Source organism: Qipengyuania proteolytica (genome assembly GCF_019711565.1).
Taxonomy (GTDB): domain Bacteria; phylum Pseudomonadota; class Alphaproteobacteria; order Sphingomonadales; family Sphingomonadaceae; genus Qipengyuania; species Qipengyuania proteolytica.
The window spans coordinates 157,821-176,810 of record NZ_JAIGNN010000001.1; the positions used below are offsets into that span (position 1 = coordinate 157,821).

An 18,990-nucleotide genomic window follows, 5' to 3' on the forward strand; every position below is an offset into this window, starting at 1 on the left:
TCTATGCAAGAGAGAGGTCACACCATGGCATTTCGTCCACTGCACGACCGCGTTCTGGTCCGTCGCATCGAAGCCGAAGAAAAGACCGCCGGCGGGATCATCATTCCCGACAGCGCCAAGGAAAAGCCGAGCGAGGGCGAGATCGTCGCCGTCGGTAACGGCGCCAAGGCCGAAGACGGCAGCGTCACCCCGCTCGACGTCAAGGCGGGCGACCGCGTGTTGTTCGGCAAGTGGTCGGGCACCGAAGTGAAGATCGACGGCGAAGACCTGCTGATCATGAAGGAAAGCGACATCATGGGGATCATCGGCTGAGCCGGATCCGCATCGCTTCCAGACACTAGAAACCTATTTCAGGAGAAACACCCATGGCAGCCAAGGACGTAAAGTTCGGCCGCGACGCGCGCGAAGGCATCCTGCGCGGCGTCGACATCCTCGCCAATGCCGTCAAGGTCACGCTGGGCCCCAAGGGCCGCAACGTCGTGATCGACAAGAGCTTCGGCGCACCCCGCATCACCAAGGACGGCGTCAGCGTCGCCAAGGAAATCGAACTGAAGGACAAGTTCGAGAACATGGGCGCGCAGATGATCAAGGAAGTCGCATCGAAGGCGAACGACGCCGCTGGTGACGGCACCACCACCGCCACCGTGCTCGCCCAGTCGATCGTGACCGAAGGCATGAAGTCGGTCGCAGCGGGCATGAACCCGATGGACCTCAAGCGCGGCATCGACCTCGCCGTGACCAAGGTCGTCGAAGACCTCAAGGCGCGTTCGAAGGACGTGTCGGGCAGCCAGGAGATCGCCCAGGTCGGCATCATCTCGGCCAATGGCGACCGTGAAGTCGGCGAGAAGATCGCCGAAGCCATGGACAAGGTCGGCAAGGAAGGCGTGATTACCGTCGACGAGAGCAAGGGCCTCGAATTCGAGCTCGAAACCGTCGAAGGCATGCAGTTCGACCGCGGCTACCTCAGCCCCTACTTCATCACCAACCCGGAAAAGATGACGGTCGAACTCGAAAACCCGTACATCCTGATCCACGAGAAGAAGCTGTCGAACCTGCAGGCGATGCTGCCGGTGCTCGAAGCGGCTGTCCAGTCGGGCCGTCCGCTGCTGATCATCGCGGAAGACATCGAAGGCGAAGCGCTGGCCACCCTCGTGGTCAACAAGCTGCGCGGCGGCCTCAAGGTCGCAGCGGTCAAGGCTCCGGGCTTCGGCGATCGCCGCAAGGCCATGCTGCAGGACATCGCGATCCTGACCAAGGGCGAGATGATCAGCGAAGACCTCGGCATCAAGCTCGAGAACGTCACGCTGGGCATGCTCGGCCAGGCCAAGCGCGTCACCATCGACAAGGACAACACCACGATCGTCGACGGTGCCGGTGACGAGGGCGACATCAAGGCCCGCGTTTCGGAAATCCGCACGCAGATCGACAACACCTCGTCGGACTACGACCGTGAAAAGCTGCAGGAACGCCTGGCGAAGCTCGCCGGCGGTGTTGCCGTGATCAAGGTCGGCGGTGCGACCGAAGTCGAAGTCAAGGAGCGCAAGGATCGCGTCGACGACGCGCTGCACGCTACCCGCGCAGCCGTCGAAGAAGGCATCGTCCCGGGCGGCGGTACCGCCCTGCTCTACGCCACCAAGGCCCTCAACGGCCTCGAAGGCGCGAACGACGACCAGACCCGCGGCATCGACATCGTCCGCCGTGCTCTGCAGGCACCTGTCCGCCAGATCGCGATCAACGCGGGCCATGACGGCGCCGTGGTTGCCGGCAAGCTGATCGATGCGAATGACGACACGCTTGGCTTCAATGCCCAGACCGACACCTACGAAAACCTCGTGGCTGCCGGCGTGATCGACCCGACCAAGGTCGTGCGCACCGCGCTGCAGGACGCCGCATCGGTGGCCGGCCTGCTGATCACCACCGAAGCCGCCATCGTCGACAAGCCGGAAGACAAGCCGGCCGCCGGCATGCCCGACATGGGTGGCATGGGCGGTATGGGCGGCATGGGATTCTAAGCCCTACCGACCAGCCGACAGCCACACGCAAAGAGGCCCGGCGGGAGCGATCCTGCCGGGCCTTTCTTATGTCCGATGCGGGCGTGGAGAGGAGTTGCCGGCACGGGCGCTGGCCTGACCCTGCCGCCATCGCGCGGGCCTAGGCTCGACGCCCTCCGACGAGAATCCTGTCCCGCAAATAGGCTTCCAGGTTTCGGCCGGGCTCCTCTTCGAAGCGATTGCCTGTCGGTTCGAGCGACGCGATCCTGTCGAGGCGGAAGGCGCGGAAGTCGCGGCGCATTTCGCACCAGCCGGCGAAGAGCCAGCCATCGGTGAAGGCCCAGATCGCCAGTGGCCTGACGGTGCGTTCGGACAACGCACCCTCGGCATCGCGATACGCGATGCGCACGATGGCCCGGTCGCGGATGGCGCGGCGGACGGTGCCCGCCATGAGCGGCGCCCGGCCCTCGCGGCGGCTCGCGAAGATCGGAGCCTTGCCCAGTCGGCGGTCGGCGGGATCGGGCAGCGAAGCCTCGATCTTGGCGCGCACGTCCCTGGCGGCGTCGGCCAGCGCCGTATCCCCGGCGGCTTCCACGAAAGACAGGCCGAGCGCCAGTGCATCGATCTGGTCGAAGGTGAAGGTCATGGCCGGCAGGTCGAAACCCGGTCGCAGCATATATCCCACCCCGGCCTCGCCCTCGATCGGGAGCCCTGAACCCTGCAGGTGGCCGATATCGCGATAGACCGTCCGGACGCTGATCTCGAAATGGTCGGCCAGATCCTGCGCCCGGCACACACCGCGCGATCGCAATTCACTGACCAGACGGAACAGGCGTTCGGCGCGGCGCATGCGATTCTACTGACACCAAGCTGTCAGGAGCGCCAGCCTATCCAGGCACGAAGGAGAGACCATGGCCATCGCGAGCGTTCTTGATCGATTTCCCTCCCCGCCCTGCGCGCGTCATCTCGGCTTCGAACTTCTCGATGCAGACCCTGCCGCGGGGGAGGTCAGGATCGCATTCGCGGCGCGGCCCGAGTTCTGCAATCCGGCAGGATACGTCCAGGGCGGGTTCCTCGCCGCCATGCTCGACGATTGCATGGGACCGGCGGTGATGATCCTGACCGACGCCGCCGTCTTTCCGACGACCATCGATCTGCACGTCCAGTTCCTCGCACCGGCACGTCCCGGCGCGATCGTGGGCGTGGGGCGCGTGGTCAAGCTGGGCAAGGCCGTCGGGTTCATCGAAGGAATACTCACCGATGGCGATGGCGAACCCGTCGCGCGCGCCAACGCCAGCGTCCGGCTCGCGCCCATCGAGAAGGTCATCACCCAATGACTCGCCGCCCTAGCCTGCAATCCGGCGCAAGGCGGTGAAGCTGGGTTGGCCCGCAAGGTAGGACATCAAGGTGGTCAGGTCGCCGCGTTCGATGCGCCACGCCATATAGGCCTGCTGGGCTTCGACCGTTTCCCAGACCTCGTAAAACGTGACCTCGTCCGGTCGTGATTCATCGATCAGGATATCGAAGGCGATATTTCCCGCCGCCGAACGGCTGATGGCCAGATTTTCGACCGTGTAGGCGAGAAAGGCGTCTCGCTTGCCCGGCTTTAGTACCATCCGCGCCAGCATGATCAGCTGGCTGTCCAAAGTGTGCGTCATGCGTTTCTCCCTGTGAATGAAAGGCGGTGTACTTCGACACTCCTGACACCCTTCTGTCAGGAGTGCGGGCGCCACCGATATCTAGCCATGCCGATACAGGGAGGCCCTGATGCCGGTTCGTTTCAGGGCCCCTTTCCTACAACCCCATAGCGTGCTTATGAACCTATATGGCACACAATATCCCCCAGAGCGAACCGCTCATCCTCACTCCTACCGTCCCCACCCGCGCCGCGCGGTACGATGGCTGGACCACCGAAAAGCAGGTCGATTTCCTGCGCATGCTTGCGACCACCCAGAATGTCGCGGCGGCGGCGCGCAGTGTCGGGATGGGGCGGCAATCGGCCTACAAGCTGCGCGCACGGCTCGACGACCAGCCGTTCGGCGCGGCGTGGCGGCTGGCGCTGCGCAATGCGCGCAACACGGTGCTCGATGCGGCGATCGAGCGGGCGGTCAACGGCGTCGAAGTGCCGCATTACTGGAAGGGCGAACTGATCGGCACATCGCGCAAGTTCGACGAGCGGCTGACCACCGCCCTGCTAGCTACCGGCGCGCTGCAACGTTCGACCGCGCACATCCACGGCCCGGAGCGCGAGTTTGCCGAGCGCGGCCTGCCCCGCCTGCTCGACCGGATCGCCAATGGCCCAGCCGAATGGTGCGACCTCGAGGACGAGCGCGATTTCGCCTGGGGCGATCCGGAACCGGGCGAGGATGACGGCGACTCCGGCACCGCCGAATGAGCAGCGCGACGCACCACTCGGGCGGCCGCGCCGGATTTTTTCGCAGAACCGGCCCGAGTGTCGCCTTCACGCCTCCGGCCGGAAATTTCCCTTACATTACCATAGACTTATAGGTCACAAGGTAAAGGCGACACCGAGTCGCCTTTGTCGCCTTGTCGCCCTCGCAGCGGGTCAGCCGCCCTTGCGGCTGTTCTCCGCCGCGGCGACCACTTCGGCAGGCCAGGTCACCTGCGACTGGGTCTGCGGGTTGAACACGTCGCCCGGGTAGATCGCGGCTTCGGCCGCTGCGATCTCTTCTGCTGTGAGGAACTCGCTCGGCTCGAGCGCGAAGACGTCGAGCCCGCGGCTGATCTCGGTCGCGTAGATGCGGCCCTTGTACCAGTAGGCCGACCAGTAGCCGCCGGTGACCAGCTGGTCCTTGTCGATCGGGCCGCGGTCGAAATAGGCGATCTCGAACGGCTTGGTCGCATCGGTGAAGTCGATCACGCTGATGCCGCCTTGGTACCAGGCCTGGACGAAGATATCGCGGCCCGGGACGGGGATGATCGAGCCGTTGTGGGCGACGCAGTTCTCCTTGTCGCCCTGCGGTGCGGGCAGCTTGTACATGCCGCGGTACTGCAGCTTGCCGTCGACGATGGCGTAGAAGGCGTTGGCGCCCCAGTTCATCGGGTCGCCCGCCTGGCAGCGCGGCCGCCCGCCGCCGCCCCATTCGTCGGTGAACAGCACCTTGGTGCCGTCGTTGTTGAAGGTCGCCGAGTGCCAGTAGGCGAAGCCCTTGTCGGTCACGTCGTCGATGCGGACCGGCTTCATCGGGTCGCTGATGTCGAGGATGATGCCATTGCCCGAACAGGCCCCGGCGGCGATCTTCTTCGAGGGGAAGACGGTGATGTCGTGGCACATGTCGGTCACTTCGGTGTCCTGCGTGCCCTCGCCATGGTCGCCGCCGCGCCACAGGCCCGCGATCTCGCCGTCCTTGGCGAAGACGCGAGGGCGGTCGACGATGCGGGCCTTCGACGCATCGGCCAGCGGGATCTCGATCACGTCGATGCTGAACAGGGCGGTGTTGTCCCCGCCCACGTTGTAGCAGCCGGCCAGCTCGTCCTCGTCGCGGACGTAGCTGGTGCCCGAATTGTAGACGATCAGCCGGTCGGCATCGGCGCTGACGATCGAGTGCGTGTGGCTCCCGCGGCAGGTCTGGACCTGGCCGATCTGGCGCGGGCGGGTGATGTCGGAGATGTCGAAGATGCGGATGCCGCGGAAGCGGTCCTCGCTGACCCGGCCGTTGACGCCCTGCAGGCCGCAGTCGATCCGCGCGCGGCTGTCCTGCACGCTCATGACGAGGATATTGCCCGCGATCGAAACGTCGCCCTGCCCGCCGGGGCAGACGGTCGAGCTGACCAGCGACGGCACGCCGTCCGCGCCGAGGCGGTAGGCGTTGAAGCCGTGGTAATTGCCCGCCACCATCAGGTCGCCCGAGAAGGCGATGTCGGTGTTGGCGAAATCGAGCAGCGAGCCGCGTTCGCCAAATTCGGGCTTGGCCTCCTCGCCCTCCTCGCCCTTCTTGTCGGCGCCCTTCTTGTCGGCCTCGTCCTTGTCCTTCTGCTCCTTCACGGGCTGCAATTGCGCCGGATTGGCCGGATCGTAGAAGCCCGCGGGCTTGCCCATGGTGGTGACGAGGCGGAGGTTGGCGATGGCCTCTCCGGCATCGCGGAAGCCCGCAGCCAGCGTGGCGCGCGGATCGGTCGAGAGACGGGCGGCGACGGAGTTCATGCGGTCGATCTCGGCCTTCTGCTCGGTCACCACCTCGTTGGTGAATTCGAACATCACCGGCTCGTAGGCGCTGCCCGGCACCTTGTGCAGGTCGTCCACCATATCGACCGCGCCGAGGTGGTGGGCGGTCATCAGCTTGAGGAACAGCCGGTCGAACTCGGTGCCGTTGGCCGCGGCCAGCGCGTCCATCTGGCTCGGCGTCGCCATGCCCTTCATCAGGCTGTGCGCGCCGTGGCCCATGTGCATGGCATGATCGCCCTCCAGCTTCTCGCCGCGATCCTCGAGCCACTTCGTCATGAAGCCGATCTCGTCCTTCTGGCTCGCATCGATCCGCTCGGCGATCTTGACGATCGCGTCGTTATTCGTGCGCCCCTCGACGAGGTCGGCCATCGCGACCGCCTGGCGGTGGTGGACGATCATGCCTTGCATGAAGGCCACGTCGGCGGGCGAGTAGGCGGTGTTCGACAGCGCAATCGCCGCGTCCCGGTCGATCACGCGGGGCGCCTCGCCCGGCGCGCCCGGCAGCACGATCGGCGCCTCCTGGGCGATGGCGAGCGAAGAGGTCGAAAGGAGGAAACCGGCGCAGAGCGCCCGCAGCGTGTTCGTCATTGTGTGCAGTCCCCGATAGTGCAGTGGGCGCATAAGCCGCCGCGCGAAGCGAACAGTCAAGCAATCCTTCTGCGAACCGCCAACCGGCCCGGATCAACCGGCGGCGAACTTGCCCCGCCGCGGGCCGAGATAGCCGAACAGATAGGCACCGACCTTGCGCATCTGGATCTCTTCCGCCCCCTCGGTGATCCGGTAGCGTCGGTGGTGGCGATAGATGTGCTCGAACGGCTTGTGCCGCGAATAGCCGATCCCGCCATGCACCTGCATCGCGCGGTCGGCGGCCTGGCAGACGAGGCGGTTCGCCCAATAGTTGCACATGCTGACCTTGTCGGAGATCGTCTTCTCGATCTCTTCATGCGGCATGTTGTCCATCTCCCAGGCGGTCTTGTAGATCAGCAGGCGCAGCATCTCGCACTGGGTGGCGAGCTCCACGAGCGGGAACTGGATGCCCTGGTTGCGCGCCAGTTCCTCGCCGAAAGGCTTGCGTTCGCGAGCGTACGTTACGCTCTCCTCGACACAGTATTGCGCCGCACCGAGGCTGCTTGCCGCCTGCCGGATGCGGTTCTGGTGGACGAAGCTCTGCGCCAGCGCGAGGCCCCTGCCCTCGACCCCGAGAATGGCGCTGTCAGGGACCCAGACGTTGTTGACGCTGAGCCGCGGATGGTCGGTCGGCATGTTGAAGGTCCACATCCACTCCTCGATCTCGAGGCCCGGCGTGGGATTGGGAACGAGAAAGCAGGTGATCCCGCTGGCGTCGCCGACCTTGCCGCCGGTGCGGGCGAACATGGCGCAATGGGTCGCGACATGCATGCCGGTGATCCACATCTTCTCGCCGTCGATCCGCCAGCCGTCCACGCCATCGCGAGTCTCGCGCACCGCCTTGGTCTCCATGAAGGTCGCGTCCGAGCCATGGTGCGGTTCGGTCAGCCCGAAGGCGACGCGGCGCGTGCCCTCGAACCCGCCGAGGATGAATTCCTGCTTCTGCTCCTCGGTCCCGAAGGTCTCGAACATGGCGACGAAGGGGAAGTTGCCGACGATCGAGTGTTCGTTCTGCAGGTCGTTGTGCAGTCCCAGCCCGCGCTGGGCGAAGCGATCGCGGATCACCGCCATCCAGAGGTTGGAGCCGTCCTTGCCGCCATACTTCTTCGGGGCGGAGAAGCGCCAGTGACCCGCCTCGTCGGCCAGCTTGCGAGACCGGCGCAGGAGGTCCTCCCACTCGTGGCGCGGAAGGCCGCCGTTCTCGAAGTCGGTCCGGGCCCATTCGCGGCGGTGGTCGAAGAAGCGGATGTTGTCGTCCTGCCGTTCGAGCGGGATGATTTCGGCTTCGATGAACCTTACCAGCTCCTCGTAATAGGCCTTGAGGTCGGCCGGTATCGCGAAGTCCATCAGTCTTCTCCCATCCACTTGGCCCGAGCCAGTTCGAGCATCGGGTATTTCGGCACGTCCGCTGCGAGCTTGTCGAGCGCCGAGCGCCGCAGCATGGCGAGCAGGCCCGGGGTCGCCAGCGACCGGTCGCCATCGAGCAGTTCCTGCGCCAGGAACTCGTCCGCAAACTCGCCTGCCAGTTCCTCGCCCCGCGCGATCATGCCGAGCGCATTGCGCGCGACCGCCAGCTGGAAGCGGTCGTGACCCTCCATCCGGTCCTTGATCGTCGCCAGCCATTCCGAGATTGCCGTGGCGATCTCGCCGACGCTGGCCTCGCCCTGCGGTTCCGGGGCAAGGTCGGGGGGCGGGAGCGGGCGTGCCTGCTCCTCCTCCGGCGAGCCGTCTTCGAGCAGCAGGAGCAGGTCGAGTTCCTGCTCGCTCGTGCGGCGCGAAATGACCACGCGCTCGAGCATGCGGTCCTCGCCGGTCCGCCAGAAATCCGCCATCCGGATGCAGCCGAGCGCCCACCAGACCGTGCGATACACCAGCCAGAAGCGGAACCGGCCGGCGTCGAGCGCCACGCCGCTCTCGGCCTCGTAGGCGGCGACGTAGTCTTCGAGCGATCCGAGCCCGAGCGCCGGGCGGTCGACCCGCGCGAACCGCCAGACGGCCATGCAGCCGAAGGCGAGGTCTTCGTGCCGATCACCGAAATGCGCCAGCTCCCAATCGAGCACCCCGGTCAGGTGCGAGTCTTCCGCGAGCAGGTTCCCGAGCCGGTAGTCGCCATGATTGAGCACCGGTTCGACCCGCTCGGGCAAATTGTCGCGCAGCCACTTCAGCCCGAGCGCGATGATCGGCCGATCGGCCCCGGCGTCCTCATACTGGTCGACCAGCCCTTCGACTGCCTCGCCGTAATCCATGTCGGGTATGTTACCCGGAAGCGTGGCGGGATCGAGCGAGTGGATGCGGGCCAGATCGCGGGCGACTTCGCCGAGCAGCTGGCCGGGTTGGTCCATCGCGAGAATAGCGCGGGGATCGGGGGTACCTGCCAGCGCGCGCATGACGAATCCGCTGCCGATCCCGTCATCCGGATCGAGTTCCAGCACCACCTCGGGCGCGGTGACGCCTGCGCCGTGGGCCGCACGGATGATCGCGGCTTCGGTATCGTGGCCGTAAGGCCGCCCGTCCATGAATTCGAGCGAGGGCGCGCGCCGCAACACGAAGGGCTCCCCGCCGCTGACGAACAGCCAGCTTTCCATCGTTGCCCCGCCGGTGAGCCGCCTGAGCTGTTCCGGCGCGGGCATCCCGCAGCGGGCCAGTGCCCGTGCCAATCCGTCGACGATGCTGGTCGCGCTGTGCTCTTCTCCCATGCGCGCCATGCTTGCAGGCATTCGGGGAGTCACTCAAGCCCCGTTGATGGGGCGATGGTCCTCCACGGACTGAAGAGCGATTTGGTGGGCGTCTTCGCGTACCCGCGACACGCGTTCGCGAAGATCGATTGCGCAGCCTCAACCGCACTGATCTTTCTGGCGCGCGGAAGTCCCTGTCGCCAGGCGGACACTTTTCGTCGCAATCTTGCTTGCCCGGAAGAATTTACATAGCTTAAGCAAGCATAAACCACGCTCTTGGTAAGTGGATCGAATGCGGACAAGATTTCTCGAGAAGATCATTGCGGCAGGCGCGCTGTTGCTGGCGACGCCGGCCCTGGCGAACACCGACGCACAACGCTTCGAGGCGGCGTTCGACCAGACGCTCGGTACCGAGGTTCGCGAACCGCAGACATACAATGCCGTTTACGGCACCGCACTCGAGCAACAGCTGGCCCAACTCGCCGAAGGCTCGAAGGGCCGCATCGGCGTCTACGCTATCGACCTTGCCAGCGGCCGCGAAGTGGGCGTCCTGCAGGACCAGCGCTTTCCCCTTGCCAGTACCAGCAAAGTGGCCATCGCCGCCACCTATCTCGCCGGCGTGGACGCGGGCCGCTGGAGCCTGACGAGCGAATATCGCCTGCCGCGGGCCGGTGGCTCCTATATGCCGGCGCATCGCCACATCAGCCTGATGATCAGCAAGAGCTGCAACGACTGTACCGATGCCATTCTCGATGCGGTCGGCGGCCCTGCCGCGGTCAACGCATGGATGCGCAAGGCCGGCATCTCGGAATTCCAGCTGTCGCGGGATATCAGGACGCTCATTCGCGAAGATGGCCAGGTCGATCCCGCCTCGCGGATCGACGTGAAGGATAGCGCGACGCCGCGGGCCATGGGACAGTTGCTGGCCGGGATCTACAAGGGCCGCTGGCTCAGCGAGACTTCGCGCCGCTTCCTGCTCGATGCGATGGAGGAAACGACGACCGGAAAGCAGCGGATGCGGGCCGGCATGCCGATGAGCGCCAATCTGGCCCACAAGACCGGCACGCTCAGCCGGACAGCAAGCGATATCGGTATCTTCCACACGCGCGACGGGCGGGCCGTTGCGGCAGCGATCTATGTGACCGGCCAGAGCCCTTCGATGGCAGCCGAGAACGGCGACCGGTCCCTGAAGCTCGAGGCGCGTCGCCAGCGCGATTGGCGCATCGCGCAGATCGCCGGCGCGCTGTATGCGGGCTTCGCAGGCGATGACGGTCGCAACTGGACCGGTGCGGATTACGGCGGCGAGTAAGCCTTACCCGTTATACGGAGTCGCGTCTGCCGAAGGAAAAGGGCGGCGCCTCGCGGCACCGCCCTTTCCTGTTTCGAAACGTAAACCGTTGCGAAAGCGAAGGTCTGATTAATCGACCTGAGCTTCAGCGGTGGTTTCGTCCTGCACGTCGGCTTCGACTTCTGCAGCAGCAGCGTCGGCTTCAGCAGCGACTTCGCCAGCTTCAGCAGCAACTTCATCACCGGTTGCTTCGACGGCGTCGCCAGCAGCTTCCATGTTGGCTTCAGCGTCGGCAGCAGCGGCGTCGACGGTTTCGCCAGCGGCGTCTTCGGTGGCTTCCGAGCAAGCGGCGAGCGAGAGAGCAGCAGCCGAAGCGGCAGCGACAAGAGCGATCTTACGCATAAGTCTAAATTCCTTAGTCAGCGAGTTGCATGCGGTTACACTCCCGACCGGAAGCTCCCCGCGCGAAGCCCTGATTTGGACCTCACAGTGGCTAAATAATGGCGCGATTATGGCCACGCAAGCAATTTCGACAAAATTTTGCCCTATTTTCGCCATAATTGACCGTTCTCGCCTGATTTCCGCCCCATTTCCGCCACGAAGCGAAACCGCTCCCAAAGCATCGAAGGCGCTGCTAAGCCCCCGTCATGGCCGAAAAATCGCATCTCTACCTGGTCGACGGGTCAGCCTATATCTTCCGGGCCTATCACCGCCTGCCGCCGCTCACCGATCCCGAGGGGACGCCGGTCGGGGCAGTGTACGGCTACACGACCATGCTGTGGAAGCTGGCGGACGATCTCGACAAGGCCGACGGCCCGACGCACCTCGCAGTCGTGCTCGACAAGTCGAGTCAGTCCTTCCGCAACGAGATCTACGACCAGTACAAGGCGAACCGGCCCGATCCGCCTGAAGACCTCGTCCCGCAGTTCCCGCTGATCCGCGATGCGACGCGCGCCTTCAGCCTGCCCTGCATCGAGGAGCCCGATGTCGAAGCGGACGACATGATCGCCTCCTATGCCCGCGCCGCACAGGCCCAGGGGTGGGACGTGACGATCGTGTCTTCCGACAAGGACCTGATGCAGCTCGTCGGCGAGAAGGACGGCGCGCGGATCGACATGCTCGACACGATGAAGAGCGCGCGTATCTATATCGAGGAGGTGGAGGAGAAGTTCGGCGTACCGCCGGAGAAGGTCGGCGACGTCCTCGCGCTGATGGGCGATTCGGTCGACAACATCCCGGGCATCTTCGGCGTCGGCCCCAAGACCGCCAGCAAGCTGATCGCCGAGCATGGTGACCTGACGGCCGCGCTCGATTCGGCCGAAGACATGAAAAAATCGAAGCTGAAGGAACGGTTGATCGAGCACCGCGCCGATGCCGAACTCAGCCGCGTGCTCGTTACTCTCAAGGAAGATTGCGCCCTGCCCGTCGCGCTCGAAGACATGAAGCTCGACGGGGTGCCGCCGGAGCCGCTTGCAGCCTTTCTCCAGAAGCATGGTTTTACCAGCCTGCTCAAGCGGCTCGAAGCGGGCACCGGCAGTCCGACCCGCGCGACCGACCTCAACCCTGCGAAGCAGGGCACCGCGAGTGCGCCAGCCAATGCCGAGGGCAATCGGCAACCGCTGCCGGAGATGCCGGAGATCGATCGCTCGGCCTATGAATGTGTCCAGTCGATGGAGCGGCTCGAGCAATGGATCGCACGGGCGTACGCGGCCCGGCTGGTCGCGGTCGATACCGAAACCGACAGCCTCGATGCGATCCGCGCCGGACTTGTCGGCGTCAGCCTCGCGCTGGGCGCGAACGACGCCTGCTACATCCCGCTGGGCCACGGCGGGAGCGACATGTTCGCCGAGAAACCCGCGCAGGTCGAGCTTGAGGCGGCCCTCGCAGCGCTGAAGCCGCTGCTCGAAAGCGACGCGGTGCTCAAGGTCTTCCACAACGGCAAGTACGACCTCAACGTGCTTGCCCGATGTGGAATCATGGTCGCGCCGATCGACGACACCATGGTTATCAGCTTCGATCTCGACGCGGGCCGCGCGCTCGACGGGATCGGTGGCGGGCACGGCATGGACGAACTCGCCGAGCGCCACCTCGGCCATACGTGCATCGCTTTCAAGGACGTCTGCGGCACGGGCAAGAAGGCGATACCCTTCGGCGAGGTCCCGCTCGACAAGGCGACCGAATACGCGGCCGAGGATGCCGACGTCACCTGGCGGCTGCACCAGTATCTCAAGCCGCGCCTGGCGAGCGAAGGCGGAACAACGGTCTACGAACGCGTCGACCGCCCGCTGGTGCCGGTTGTCGCCCAGATGGAGCGTCACGGGATCAAGGTCGATCGCGCAGCGCTCGCGGGACTCTCGCAGGAATTCGCCAAGGAGATCGGTCGGCTCGAAGGCGAAATCCACGAGCTTGCAGGAACGGAGTTTACCGTCGGCAGCCCGAAGCAGCTCGGCGAGGTGCTGTTCGACACGCTTGGCTACAAGGGCGGCAAGAAGGGCAAGAGCGGCCAGTACTCGACCGATCAGAGCGTGCTGGAGCGCCTGTCGGGCGAAGGGGCCGCGATTGCCGACAAGGTGCTCGAATGGCGCCAGCTGGCGAAGCTGAAGTCGACCTACACCGATGCCCTGCAGGAAGCGATCAATCCGGATACCGGCCGCGTCCACACGAGTTACAGCCTGGTCGGGGCGCAGACCGGACGCCTGTCCTCAACCGATCCGAACCTGCAGAACATCCCGATCCGCACGGAGATCGGCCGCCAGATCCGCGATGCCTTCGTCGCCGAAGAGGGCAATGTCCTGCTCGCCGCGGACTATTCGCAGATCGAGCTGCGGCTTGCCGCGCACATGGCCGATGTCCCGAGCCTCAAGGAAGCCTTCGCCAATGGCGAGGATATCCATGCGCGCACCGCGATGGAGATGTTCGGCGAGGTCAACCGCGACACGCGCGGACGCGCGAAAACGATCAACTTTGCAATCCTTTACGGTATATCGCGCTGGGGACTCGCGGGACGACTCGGGGTCCAGCCGGACGAGGCGCAGGACATGATCGATACGTATTTCCAGCGCTTTCCGGGCATCCAGCGCTACATCCTCGAGACGACCGAGCAGGTCCGCGAGTGCGGCTATTCGGAAACGCTCTTCGGGCGCAAGACCTGGTTTCCGCGGATCAATTCCAAGAACCCCAACGAACGCCAGGGTAGCGAGCGCGCCGCCATCAATGCCCCGATCCAGGGTACCAGCGCCGACATCATAAAGCGGGCCATGGCCCGCATGATGCCCGCGCTGGACGAGGCTGGTCTGGGGCATGTCCGCATGCTGCTGCAGGTGCACGATGAACTGGTCTTCGAACTCCCCGAAGGCGACGTTGCAAAGGCTGCAGAGGTGATCGAACAGGTGATGGCGCGCGCTGCGCGCCCTGCCGTGGAGCTGAGCGTGCCGCTAGGGGTCGAGATCGGGACCGGCCAGAGCTGGGGAGCGGCGCACTGAAGCGGACCCTGGCCTTTGCCATGCGCGACAAGCGCTTTCGCTGGGTGAACTTCGCCCTGCTGGCGGTCATCGGAGCGGCGATGGCGGCACTGATCTATCTTGTCTACGCGACGGTGGAAGCGGAGCGGGCCCAGCGCGACCAGGTCGAGAAGACCGCCGCGATCCTTGATGACCTGCGCCTCATCGGTCGCTCGGCTATCGAGGGCGAAACCGGACAGCGCGGCTATCTGATCACGCTCGACCGGCGGTATCTCGAACCCTTCCAGGCGGGACGCGAGCGGATCGGTCCGGCACTCGACCGGTTGCGCAACCGGATCGGCGACGCGGCGACGATGCGCCAGTCCGAACTGATCGACGAGATCGACATGCTCGCCCGTGCCAAGTTCGACGAGATGGAGAACAATGTCGCGCTGCTCGAAGACGGGCGGCTGCTCGATGCGCGGCGCGAAGTGCTGACCGACGAGGGCGTCGAGACGATGGAGCGGCTCGCGCGCGCCATCCGCGAGATGGAAGCCATCGAGAACGAAATCCTCAATCAGGCGATCACCGAAGCGGCCCGTGCGGAAGCCCGGGTCCTGCCCCTGCTCGGCGGGCTGCTGTTCATGCTCATCCTGGCGATGATTGCCGGCGTGCAGCTGGTCGGCAGGACCGCCCGCGCCGAAGCCGAAGCCGCCCAGGCTGCCGCCCTCGGCGAGGCGCGGGACCGCGCCGACCTTCTCGCGCGCGAGCTGAACCACCGGGTCAAGAACCTCTTCGCCGTCGTGCTCGCCATCGTCCAGATGAGCGCGCGCGACAAGCCCGAGGCGAAGGAAGTGACCGAGAGTATCGCGCAGCGCATCCGCGCGTTGCTGACCGCCCACGAGGTCAGCCAGGGCGAGCTCGAGCGTCCAGTCGCTTCGCTATCCCAGTTGATCGAGACGTCCCTCGCCCCGTACCGTTCCTCGAAGCAGGTTGCGGAGATCGAGGGGCCGGAAGTGATGCTGCCGGCCAAGCGCGTCACCCCACTCGGCCTCGTTCTCCACGAACTGACGACCAACGCCGTCAAATATGGCTCATGGAAGGAGGCGGGAACCGTGAGGGTTACGTGGGATGTTCGCGATGGCCGCGTCTTTCTGACTTGGCGCGAAATGGGCGCAGCGATCGATACGCCTCCCGAACGCAAGGGCTTCGGCAGCCTGCTGATGAACAGCGCTGCGCGCCAGTTCGGCGGTTCGCTGGAGCGGGACTTCACGCCAGACGGGCTGGTTGTGACCATCGACCTGCCGGCCGTCGACTGAAGACTTGCCTTGAAAGCCCGCCGCTTGGCTCATAGGTCCGCGCGCAATGCTTGACCGTCTCGATCCCCGCAACTGGCCCATCTCCTACGAGGCTGCCCTCGAAGTCCTGATCGTCCTGGGCGGTGCCATTCTCGCTGCCCTGGTCCTGCATTGGATCGCCTTCCGTGTCTTGCGCGCGATCGTTCGCCGGTCCGATAGCCAGATCGACGACATCGTTTTCGAGACGATCAAACAGCCGCTGCGCTGGGCCATGGTCGGCTTCGCGATTTCCGTCTCGGCCGAGAACGATGCCCTGGTCGGGCGTGGCTGGGACATCTTCGCCAGTTTCCTCGTCCCCGCGCTGATCGGCTGGCTGGCCTTCGCGACAGTCAAGGGGATTGCGCTCGGCTACGAAGCGCAGCTGCAAGGATCGGAAGATCCGGTCGCCCAGCGCGGCCGGATGACGCGGATTGCGATCCTGACCCGAACTGCGCGGGTGGCGATCGTTATCATCACCATCTCGCTGATCATGCTCAACATCCCCGGCGTGCGCGATGTCGGCACGACGATGCTCGCCTCCGCCGGCCTCGCCGCGCTAGCCGTGGGTGCTGCGGCGCAACCGGCGCTCAAGTCGCTGATCGCAGGCCTGCAGATGGCGCTGACCCAACCGTTGCGCATCGGAGACCTCGTCAAGGTCGACGGGCAAGCGGGCCGGGTCGAGGAAATTCGCATGAGCTTCGTGACCGTGCGGACGTGGGACGAGCGCGTGCTGGTGGTGCCCACGAGCCGCTTCCTCGACCAGAGCTTCGAGAACTGGTCGCGGGTAAACGAAAAGCTGACCGGTCCGGTCATGCTGCATCTCGACCCCGCTGCCGAGATCGAGCCGATCCGCGAGGAATTCGAACGCTTCGTGAAGGAACAGCCGCTGTGGGACGGGCGCAATCTCGCGCTCTTAATGACCGAGGCCTACCCTGAAAGCATCGAGCTGCGCCTGTCGATGAGCGCGGATACCATCGGCGACCTGTTCACCCTGCGCTGTGCAGTGCGCGAACACATGCTGGCCTGGCTGCGCAAGGAACAACCCGGCGCGCTGATTCGCCACCGCCTCGAAGTCGAGACAGCGAACCAGCGCGCGATGGGCGGCTGAGCGCTCAGGCTTTCGTTTCTTCCCCGTGTTTGCGGTCGCGCGTCGGCTCGATCATGCCTTCGTGGATGAAACCGATCGGCTGAACCTCGGCGGCGCGTTTCTTCAATTCGCCGCGCATTTTCTTGTATTCGGTTTCCATCTGTTCGGTCACCGTCGCACGACTGTCCTCGAGCGCCGCCGCGAAGTCCGCAGCGGTGACTTCCTGTACGTCCCCGCCTGCGCGCTGCAGCGCATTTAGGCCGGCACGCCGCACAACGTCCTCCAGATCGGCACCGGTGAACCGCACCGTCTTACCCGCGACATCTGCAAGGCTGACGTCACCTGCAAGCGGCGTGTTGGCCGTATGGATGCCGAGGATCTGCTCGCGGCCCGCCTTGTCGGGCGTCCCAACGTAAACCAGCTCGTCGAAGCGGCCGGGACGGAGCAGCGCGGGGTCGACCAGCGTCGGGCGGTTGGTCGCACCGATGACCACGACCGACTGCAACTCTTCCAGACCGTCCATCTCGGCGAGGATCGTGTTCACGACACGGCCGGTGACCTGCGGTTCGCCCTGACCGCTGCCGCGCGCCGGAACGAGGCTGTCGATCTCGTCGATGAAGATCACGCAGGGCGCGACCGAGCGGGCACGCTTGAACATGCGCGCGATCTGCTGCTCGCTTTCGCCATACCACTTGCTCAGCAGGTCGCTCGATTTCATCGAGATGAAGTTCGCTTCTGCCTCCTTGGCGACGGCCTTGGCGAGGAGCGTCTTGCCCGTCCCCGGCGGCCCATAGAGCAGGAAGCCCTTCGCCGGACGGATGCCCAGCCGGTGGAAAGCGTCCGGGTTCTTCATCGGCAGCTCGATGCCTTCCTTGAGCTTGCCGATCGCATCGCCCACGCCGCCGATATCGTCCCAGCCGACATTGGGCACCTGCACCATGACCTCGCGCATGGCGGAGGGCTGGATGCGCTTGAGTGCCGAGAGAAAGTCCTCGCGCCCCACATACAGCTCGTCGAGTACCTCGGGCGGGATGGTTCGCTCGTCGAGATCGATCTTGGGCATGATGCGGCGGACCGCGTCGATGGCGGCCTCGCGTGCCAGTGCGGCGATATCTGCACCCACGAAGCCATAAGTGCCCTTCGCCAGCTCGTTGAGATCGACCTTGTCGCCGAGCGGCATCCCGCGAGTATGGATACCGAGGATTTCGCGGCGCCCCTTCTCGTCCGGCACGCCGATCACGATCTCGCGATCGAAGCGGCCGGGACGACGCAACGCCTCGTCGATCGCATCGGGGCGGTTCGTCGCCGCGATGACCACGAGGTTGGAACGCGCTTCCAGGCCATCCATCAGTGTGAGCAGCTGTGCGACGAGCCGCTTCTCGGCCTCGCCCGGCACACGGTCGCGTTTGGGAGCGATGGAATCGATCTCGTCGATGAAGACAATCGCAGGCGCAGACTTGGTCGCCTGCTCGAAGACTTCGCGCAGCGCCTTTTCGCTCTCGCCATAGCCCGAGCCCATGATTTCAGGACCGTTGATGATGAAGAAGTTCGCATCGCTCTCGTTGGCGACCGCCTGCGCAAGGCGGGTCTTGCCGGTCCCCGGCGGGCCGTGGAGCAGCACGCCCTTGGGCGGATCGACACCCAGGCGCGTGAAGAGCTCGGGATAGCGCAGCGGCAATTCGACCATTTCGCGCAGCGCCTGGATCGTCTCGCCCATCCCGCCCACGTCGTCGTAATTGACCACCGCGCGGGCATCGCGCGGCGGCTCGAACTCGGCGCGCAACTCGACCTCGGTGTTCTCGTCGATGTGGACGATGCCCTTGGGCGTGGTCGAGACGACGCTGAGCCGGATCTGGGTGAGCGCATAGGCCGGCGCATTGAACATGCGGCGCACTTCGGGCGGCATGTTCTGCACCGGCTGCTGTCCGGTCGTGGCGACAAGGTCGCCCGCAACGATCGGCTTGCGGAAGAAATTGCGCTTGAGCGCCTGCGCGGGGCCCTGCAGCCGCATCTCGCGCTGGGCCGGCGCGAACACCACACGGGTCGCCGGGCGCGACTCCGCCACAGCCACCTTCACATGCTCCCCCGAGCCGACTTCGGCGTTGCCGCGCTGCAGACCGTCGAGGCGAATCACGTCGAGGCTCTGGTCCTCATCATAAGCAGCCATGGCAACAGCAGCAGTCGAGCGCTTGCCGGTGATCTCGACCACGTCGCCCTCGGTTATGCCGAGCGCCTGGAAGGCGGAGCGCGGCATACGGGCAATGCCCTGCCCGCTCTCTTCCTGTCGCGCGGCTGCCACCTGCAGCCTGACCGTCTTTTCCGCTAGCGCCGCGTCAGCATCAGCCATGGGGGCAATTTC

The 18,990-nt window shown here is 65.3% G+C and carries 15 protein-coding genes; 8 read left to right on the forward strand and 7 right to left on the reverse strand.

Going from position 1 to position 18,990, the window contains the following annotated elements:
• Window positions 1-24: 24 nt before the first annotated feature.
• Both groES and groL read left to right on the forward strand, forming a co-directional pair.
• Entirely contained in the window at window positions 25-312 is a 288-nt protein-coding gene (groES, locus tag K3172_RS00675; RefSeq protein ID WP_221586564.1) for a co-chaperone GroES, read from the forward strand.
• Window positions 313-365: 53 nt separating this feature from the next.
• Entirely contained in the window at window positions 366-2,012 is a 1,647-nt protein-coding gene (gene groL, locus K3172_RS00680) for a chaperonin GroEL (protein ID WP_221586565.1), read from the forward strand.
• 139 nt (window positions 2,013-2,151) lie between these two features.
• On the opposite strand, the gene K3172_RS00685 is transcribed toward groL, so the two are convergent.
• Entirely contained in the window at window positions 2,152-2,841 is a 690-nt protein-coding gene (locus K3172_RS00685; RefSeq protein ID WP_221586566.1) for a helix-turn-helix transcriptional regulator, read from the reverse strand.
• A gap of 61 nt (window positions 2,842-2,902) precedes the next feature.
• Here K3172_RS00685 and K3172_RS00690 point away from each other — a divergent pair, with 61 nt between their 5' ends.
• A complete protein-coding gene (locus tag K3172_RS00690) occupies window positions 2,903-3,328 on the forward strand; it encodes a PaaI family thioesterase (RefSeq protein ID WP_221586567.1) in 426 nt (141 codons plus the stop codon).
• A 9-nt stretch (window positions 3,329-3,337) separates the two neighbouring features.
• Here K3172_RS00690 and K3172_RS00695 read toward each other — a convergent pair whose 3' ends face one another.
• On the reverse strand, window positions 3,338-3,649 hold the full coding sequence (locus K3172_RS00695; RefSeq protein ID WP_221586568.1) for a putative quinol monooxygenase: 312 nt from the start codon (window positions 3,647-3,649) through the stop codon (window positions 3,338-3,340).
• 167 nt (window positions 3,650-3,816) lie between these two features.
• Here K3172_RS00695 and K3172_RS00700 point away from each other — a divergent pair, with 167 nt between their 5' ends.
• The gene (locus K3172_RS00700; RefSeq protein WP_221586569.1) at window positions 3,817-4,386 is read left to right on the forward strand and encodes a hypothetical protein; all 570 of its coding nucleotides are present in this window, start codon (window positions 3,817-3,819) and stop codon (window positions 4,384-4,386) included.
• Between the two features lie 171 nt (window positions 4,387-4,557).
• Here the strand turns inward: K3172_RS00700 and K3172_RS00705 are convergent, their stop codons facing one another.
• From K3172_RS00705 to K3172_RS00715, 3 genes are all read right to left on the reverse strand, one after another.
• Window positions 4,558-6,765, reverse strand: coding sequence for a DUF305 domain-containing protein (locus K3172_RS00705; protein WP_221586570.1), 2,208 nt, complete (start codon window positions 6,763-6,765; stop codon window positions 4,558-4,560).
• A gap of 93 nt (window positions 6,766-6,858) precedes the next feature.
• Window positions 6,859-8,151 (reverse strand): acyl-CoA dehydrogenase family protein, encoded by a 1,293-nt coding sequence (locus tag K3172_RS00710; RefSeq protein WP_221586571.1) that lies wholly within the window; start codon window positions 8,149-8,151, stop codon window positions 6,859-6,861.
• On the reverse strand, window positions 8,151-9,509 hold the full coding sequence (locus K3172_RS00715; protein WP_247717883.1) for a phosphotransferase family protein: 1,359 nt from the start codon (window positions 9,507-9,509) through the stop codon (window positions 8,151-8,153). Before K3172_RS00715 ends, K3172_RS00710 begins: the two co-directional genes overlap by 1 nt.
• 262 nt (window positions 9,510-9,771) lie before the next feature.
• Here K3172_RS00715 and K3172_RS00720 point away from each other — a divergent pair, with 262 nt between their 5' ends.
• Window positions 9,772-10,788 (forward strand): serine hydrolase, encoded by a 1,017-nt coding sequence (locus K3172_RS00720; protein ID WP_221586572.1) that lies wholly within the window; start codon window positions 9,772-9,774, stop codon window positions 10,786-10,788.
• Between the two features lie 108 nt (window positions 10,789-10,896).
• Here K3172_RS00720 and K3172_RS00725 read toward each other — a convergent pair whose 3' ends face one another.
• Window positions 10,897-11,169, reverse strand: a complete 273-nt coding sequence (locus tag K3172_RS00725; protein WP_221586573.1) for a hypothetical protein — start codon at window positions 11,167-11,169, stop codon at window positions 10,897-10,899.
• A 245-nt stretch (window positions 11,170-11,414) separates the two neighbouring features.
• On the opposite strand from K3172_RS00725, the gene polA reads away from it, so the two are divergent.
• Genes polA through K3172_RS00740 form a run of 3 tightly spaced genes read left to right on the forward strand, consistent with a single transcriptional unit; the run spans window position 11,415 to window position 16,652 of the window.
• Entirely contained in the window at window positions 11,415-14,249 is a 2,835-nt protein-coding gene (gene polA, locus K3172_RS00730; RefSeq protein ID WP_221586574.1) for a DNA polymerase I, read from the forward strand.
• A 20-nt stretch (window positions 14,250-14,269) separates the two neighbouring features.
• Window positions 14,270-15,526, forward strand: coding sequence for a sensor histidine kinase (locus K3172_RS00735; RefSeq protein ID WP_221586575.1), 1,257 nt, complete (start codon window positions 14,270-14,272; stop codon window positions 15,524-15,526).
• A 46-nt stretch (window positions 15,527-15,572) separates the two neighbouring features.
• Window positions 15,573-16,652, forward strand: coding sequence for a mechanosensitive ion channel family protein (locus tag K3172_RS00740; RefSeq protein ID WP_221586576.1), 1,080 nt, complete (start codon window positions 15,573-15,575; stop codon window positions 16,650-16,652).
• Between the two features lie 4 nt (window positions 16,653-16,656).
• Here K3172_RS00740 and K3172_RS00745 read toward each other — a convergent pair whose 3' ends face one another.
• Entirely contained in the window at window positions 16,657-18,978 is a 2,322-nt protein-coding gene (locus K3172_RS00745) for a CDC48 family AAA ATPase (protein ID WP_221586577.1), read from the reverse strand.
• Window positions 18,979-18,990 lie beyond the last annotated feature (12 nt).

Coding starts and splice junctions, on each gene's coding strand:
- K3172_RS00700 (WP_221586569.1), top strand. CDS start 3,817: ATGGCACACAATATCCCCCAGAGCGAACCGCTCATCCTCACTCCTACC.
- K3172_RS00725 (WP_221586573.1), bottom strand. CDS start 11,169: ATGCGTAAGATCGCTCTTGTCGCTGCCGCTTCGGCTGCTGCTCTCTCG.
- K3172_RS00705 (WP_221586570.1), bottom strand. CDS start 6,765: ATGACGAACACGCTGCGGGCGCTCTGCGCCGGTTTCCTCCTTTCGACC.
- K3172_RS00715 (WP_247717883.1), bottom strand. CDS start 9,509: ATGGCGCGCATGGGAGAAGAGCACAGCGCGACCAGCATCGTCGACGGA.
- K3172_RS00735 (WP_221586575.1), top strand. CDS start 14,270: ATGCGCGACAAGCGCTTTCGCTGGGTGAACTTCGCCCTGCTGGCGGTC.
- K3172_RS00740 (WP_221586576.1), top strand. CDS start 15,573: ATGCTTGACCGTCTCGATCCCCGCAACTGGCCCATCTCCTACGAGGCT.
- polA (WP_221586574.1), top strand. CDS start 11,415: ATGGCCGAAAAATCGCATCTCTACCTGGTCGACGGGTCAGCCTATATC.
- K3172_RS00695 (WP_221586568.1), bottom strand. CDS start 3,649: ATGACGCACACTTTGGACAGCCAGCTGATCATGCTGGCGCGGATGGTA.
- K3172_RS00710 (WP_221586571.1), bottom strand. CDS start 8,151: ATGGACTTCGCGATACCGGCCGACCTCAAGGCCTATTACGAGGAGCTG.
- K3172_RS00690 (WP_221586567.1), top strand. CDS start 2,903: ATGGCCATCGCGAGCGTTCTTGATCGATTTCCCTCCCCGCCCTGCGCG.
- K3172_RS00720 (WP_221586572.1), top strand. CDS start 9,772: ATGCGGACAAGATTTCTCGAGAAGATCATTGCGGCAGGCGCGCTGTTG.
- groES (WP_221586564.1), top strand. CDS start 25: ATGGCATTTCGTCCACTGCACGACCGCGTTCTGGTCCGTCGCATCGAA.
- groL (WP_221586565.1), top strand. CDS start 366: ATGGCAGCCAAGGACGTAAAGTTCGGCCGCGACGCGCGCGAAGGCATC.
- K3172_RS00685 (WP_221586566.1), bottom strand. CDS start 2,841: ATGCGCCGCGCCGAACGCCTGTTCCGTCTGGTCAGTGAATTGCGATCG.
- K3172_RS00745 (WP_221586577.1), bottom strand. CDS start 18,978: ATGGCTGATGCTGACGCGGCGCTAGCGGAAAAGACGGTCAGGCTGCAG.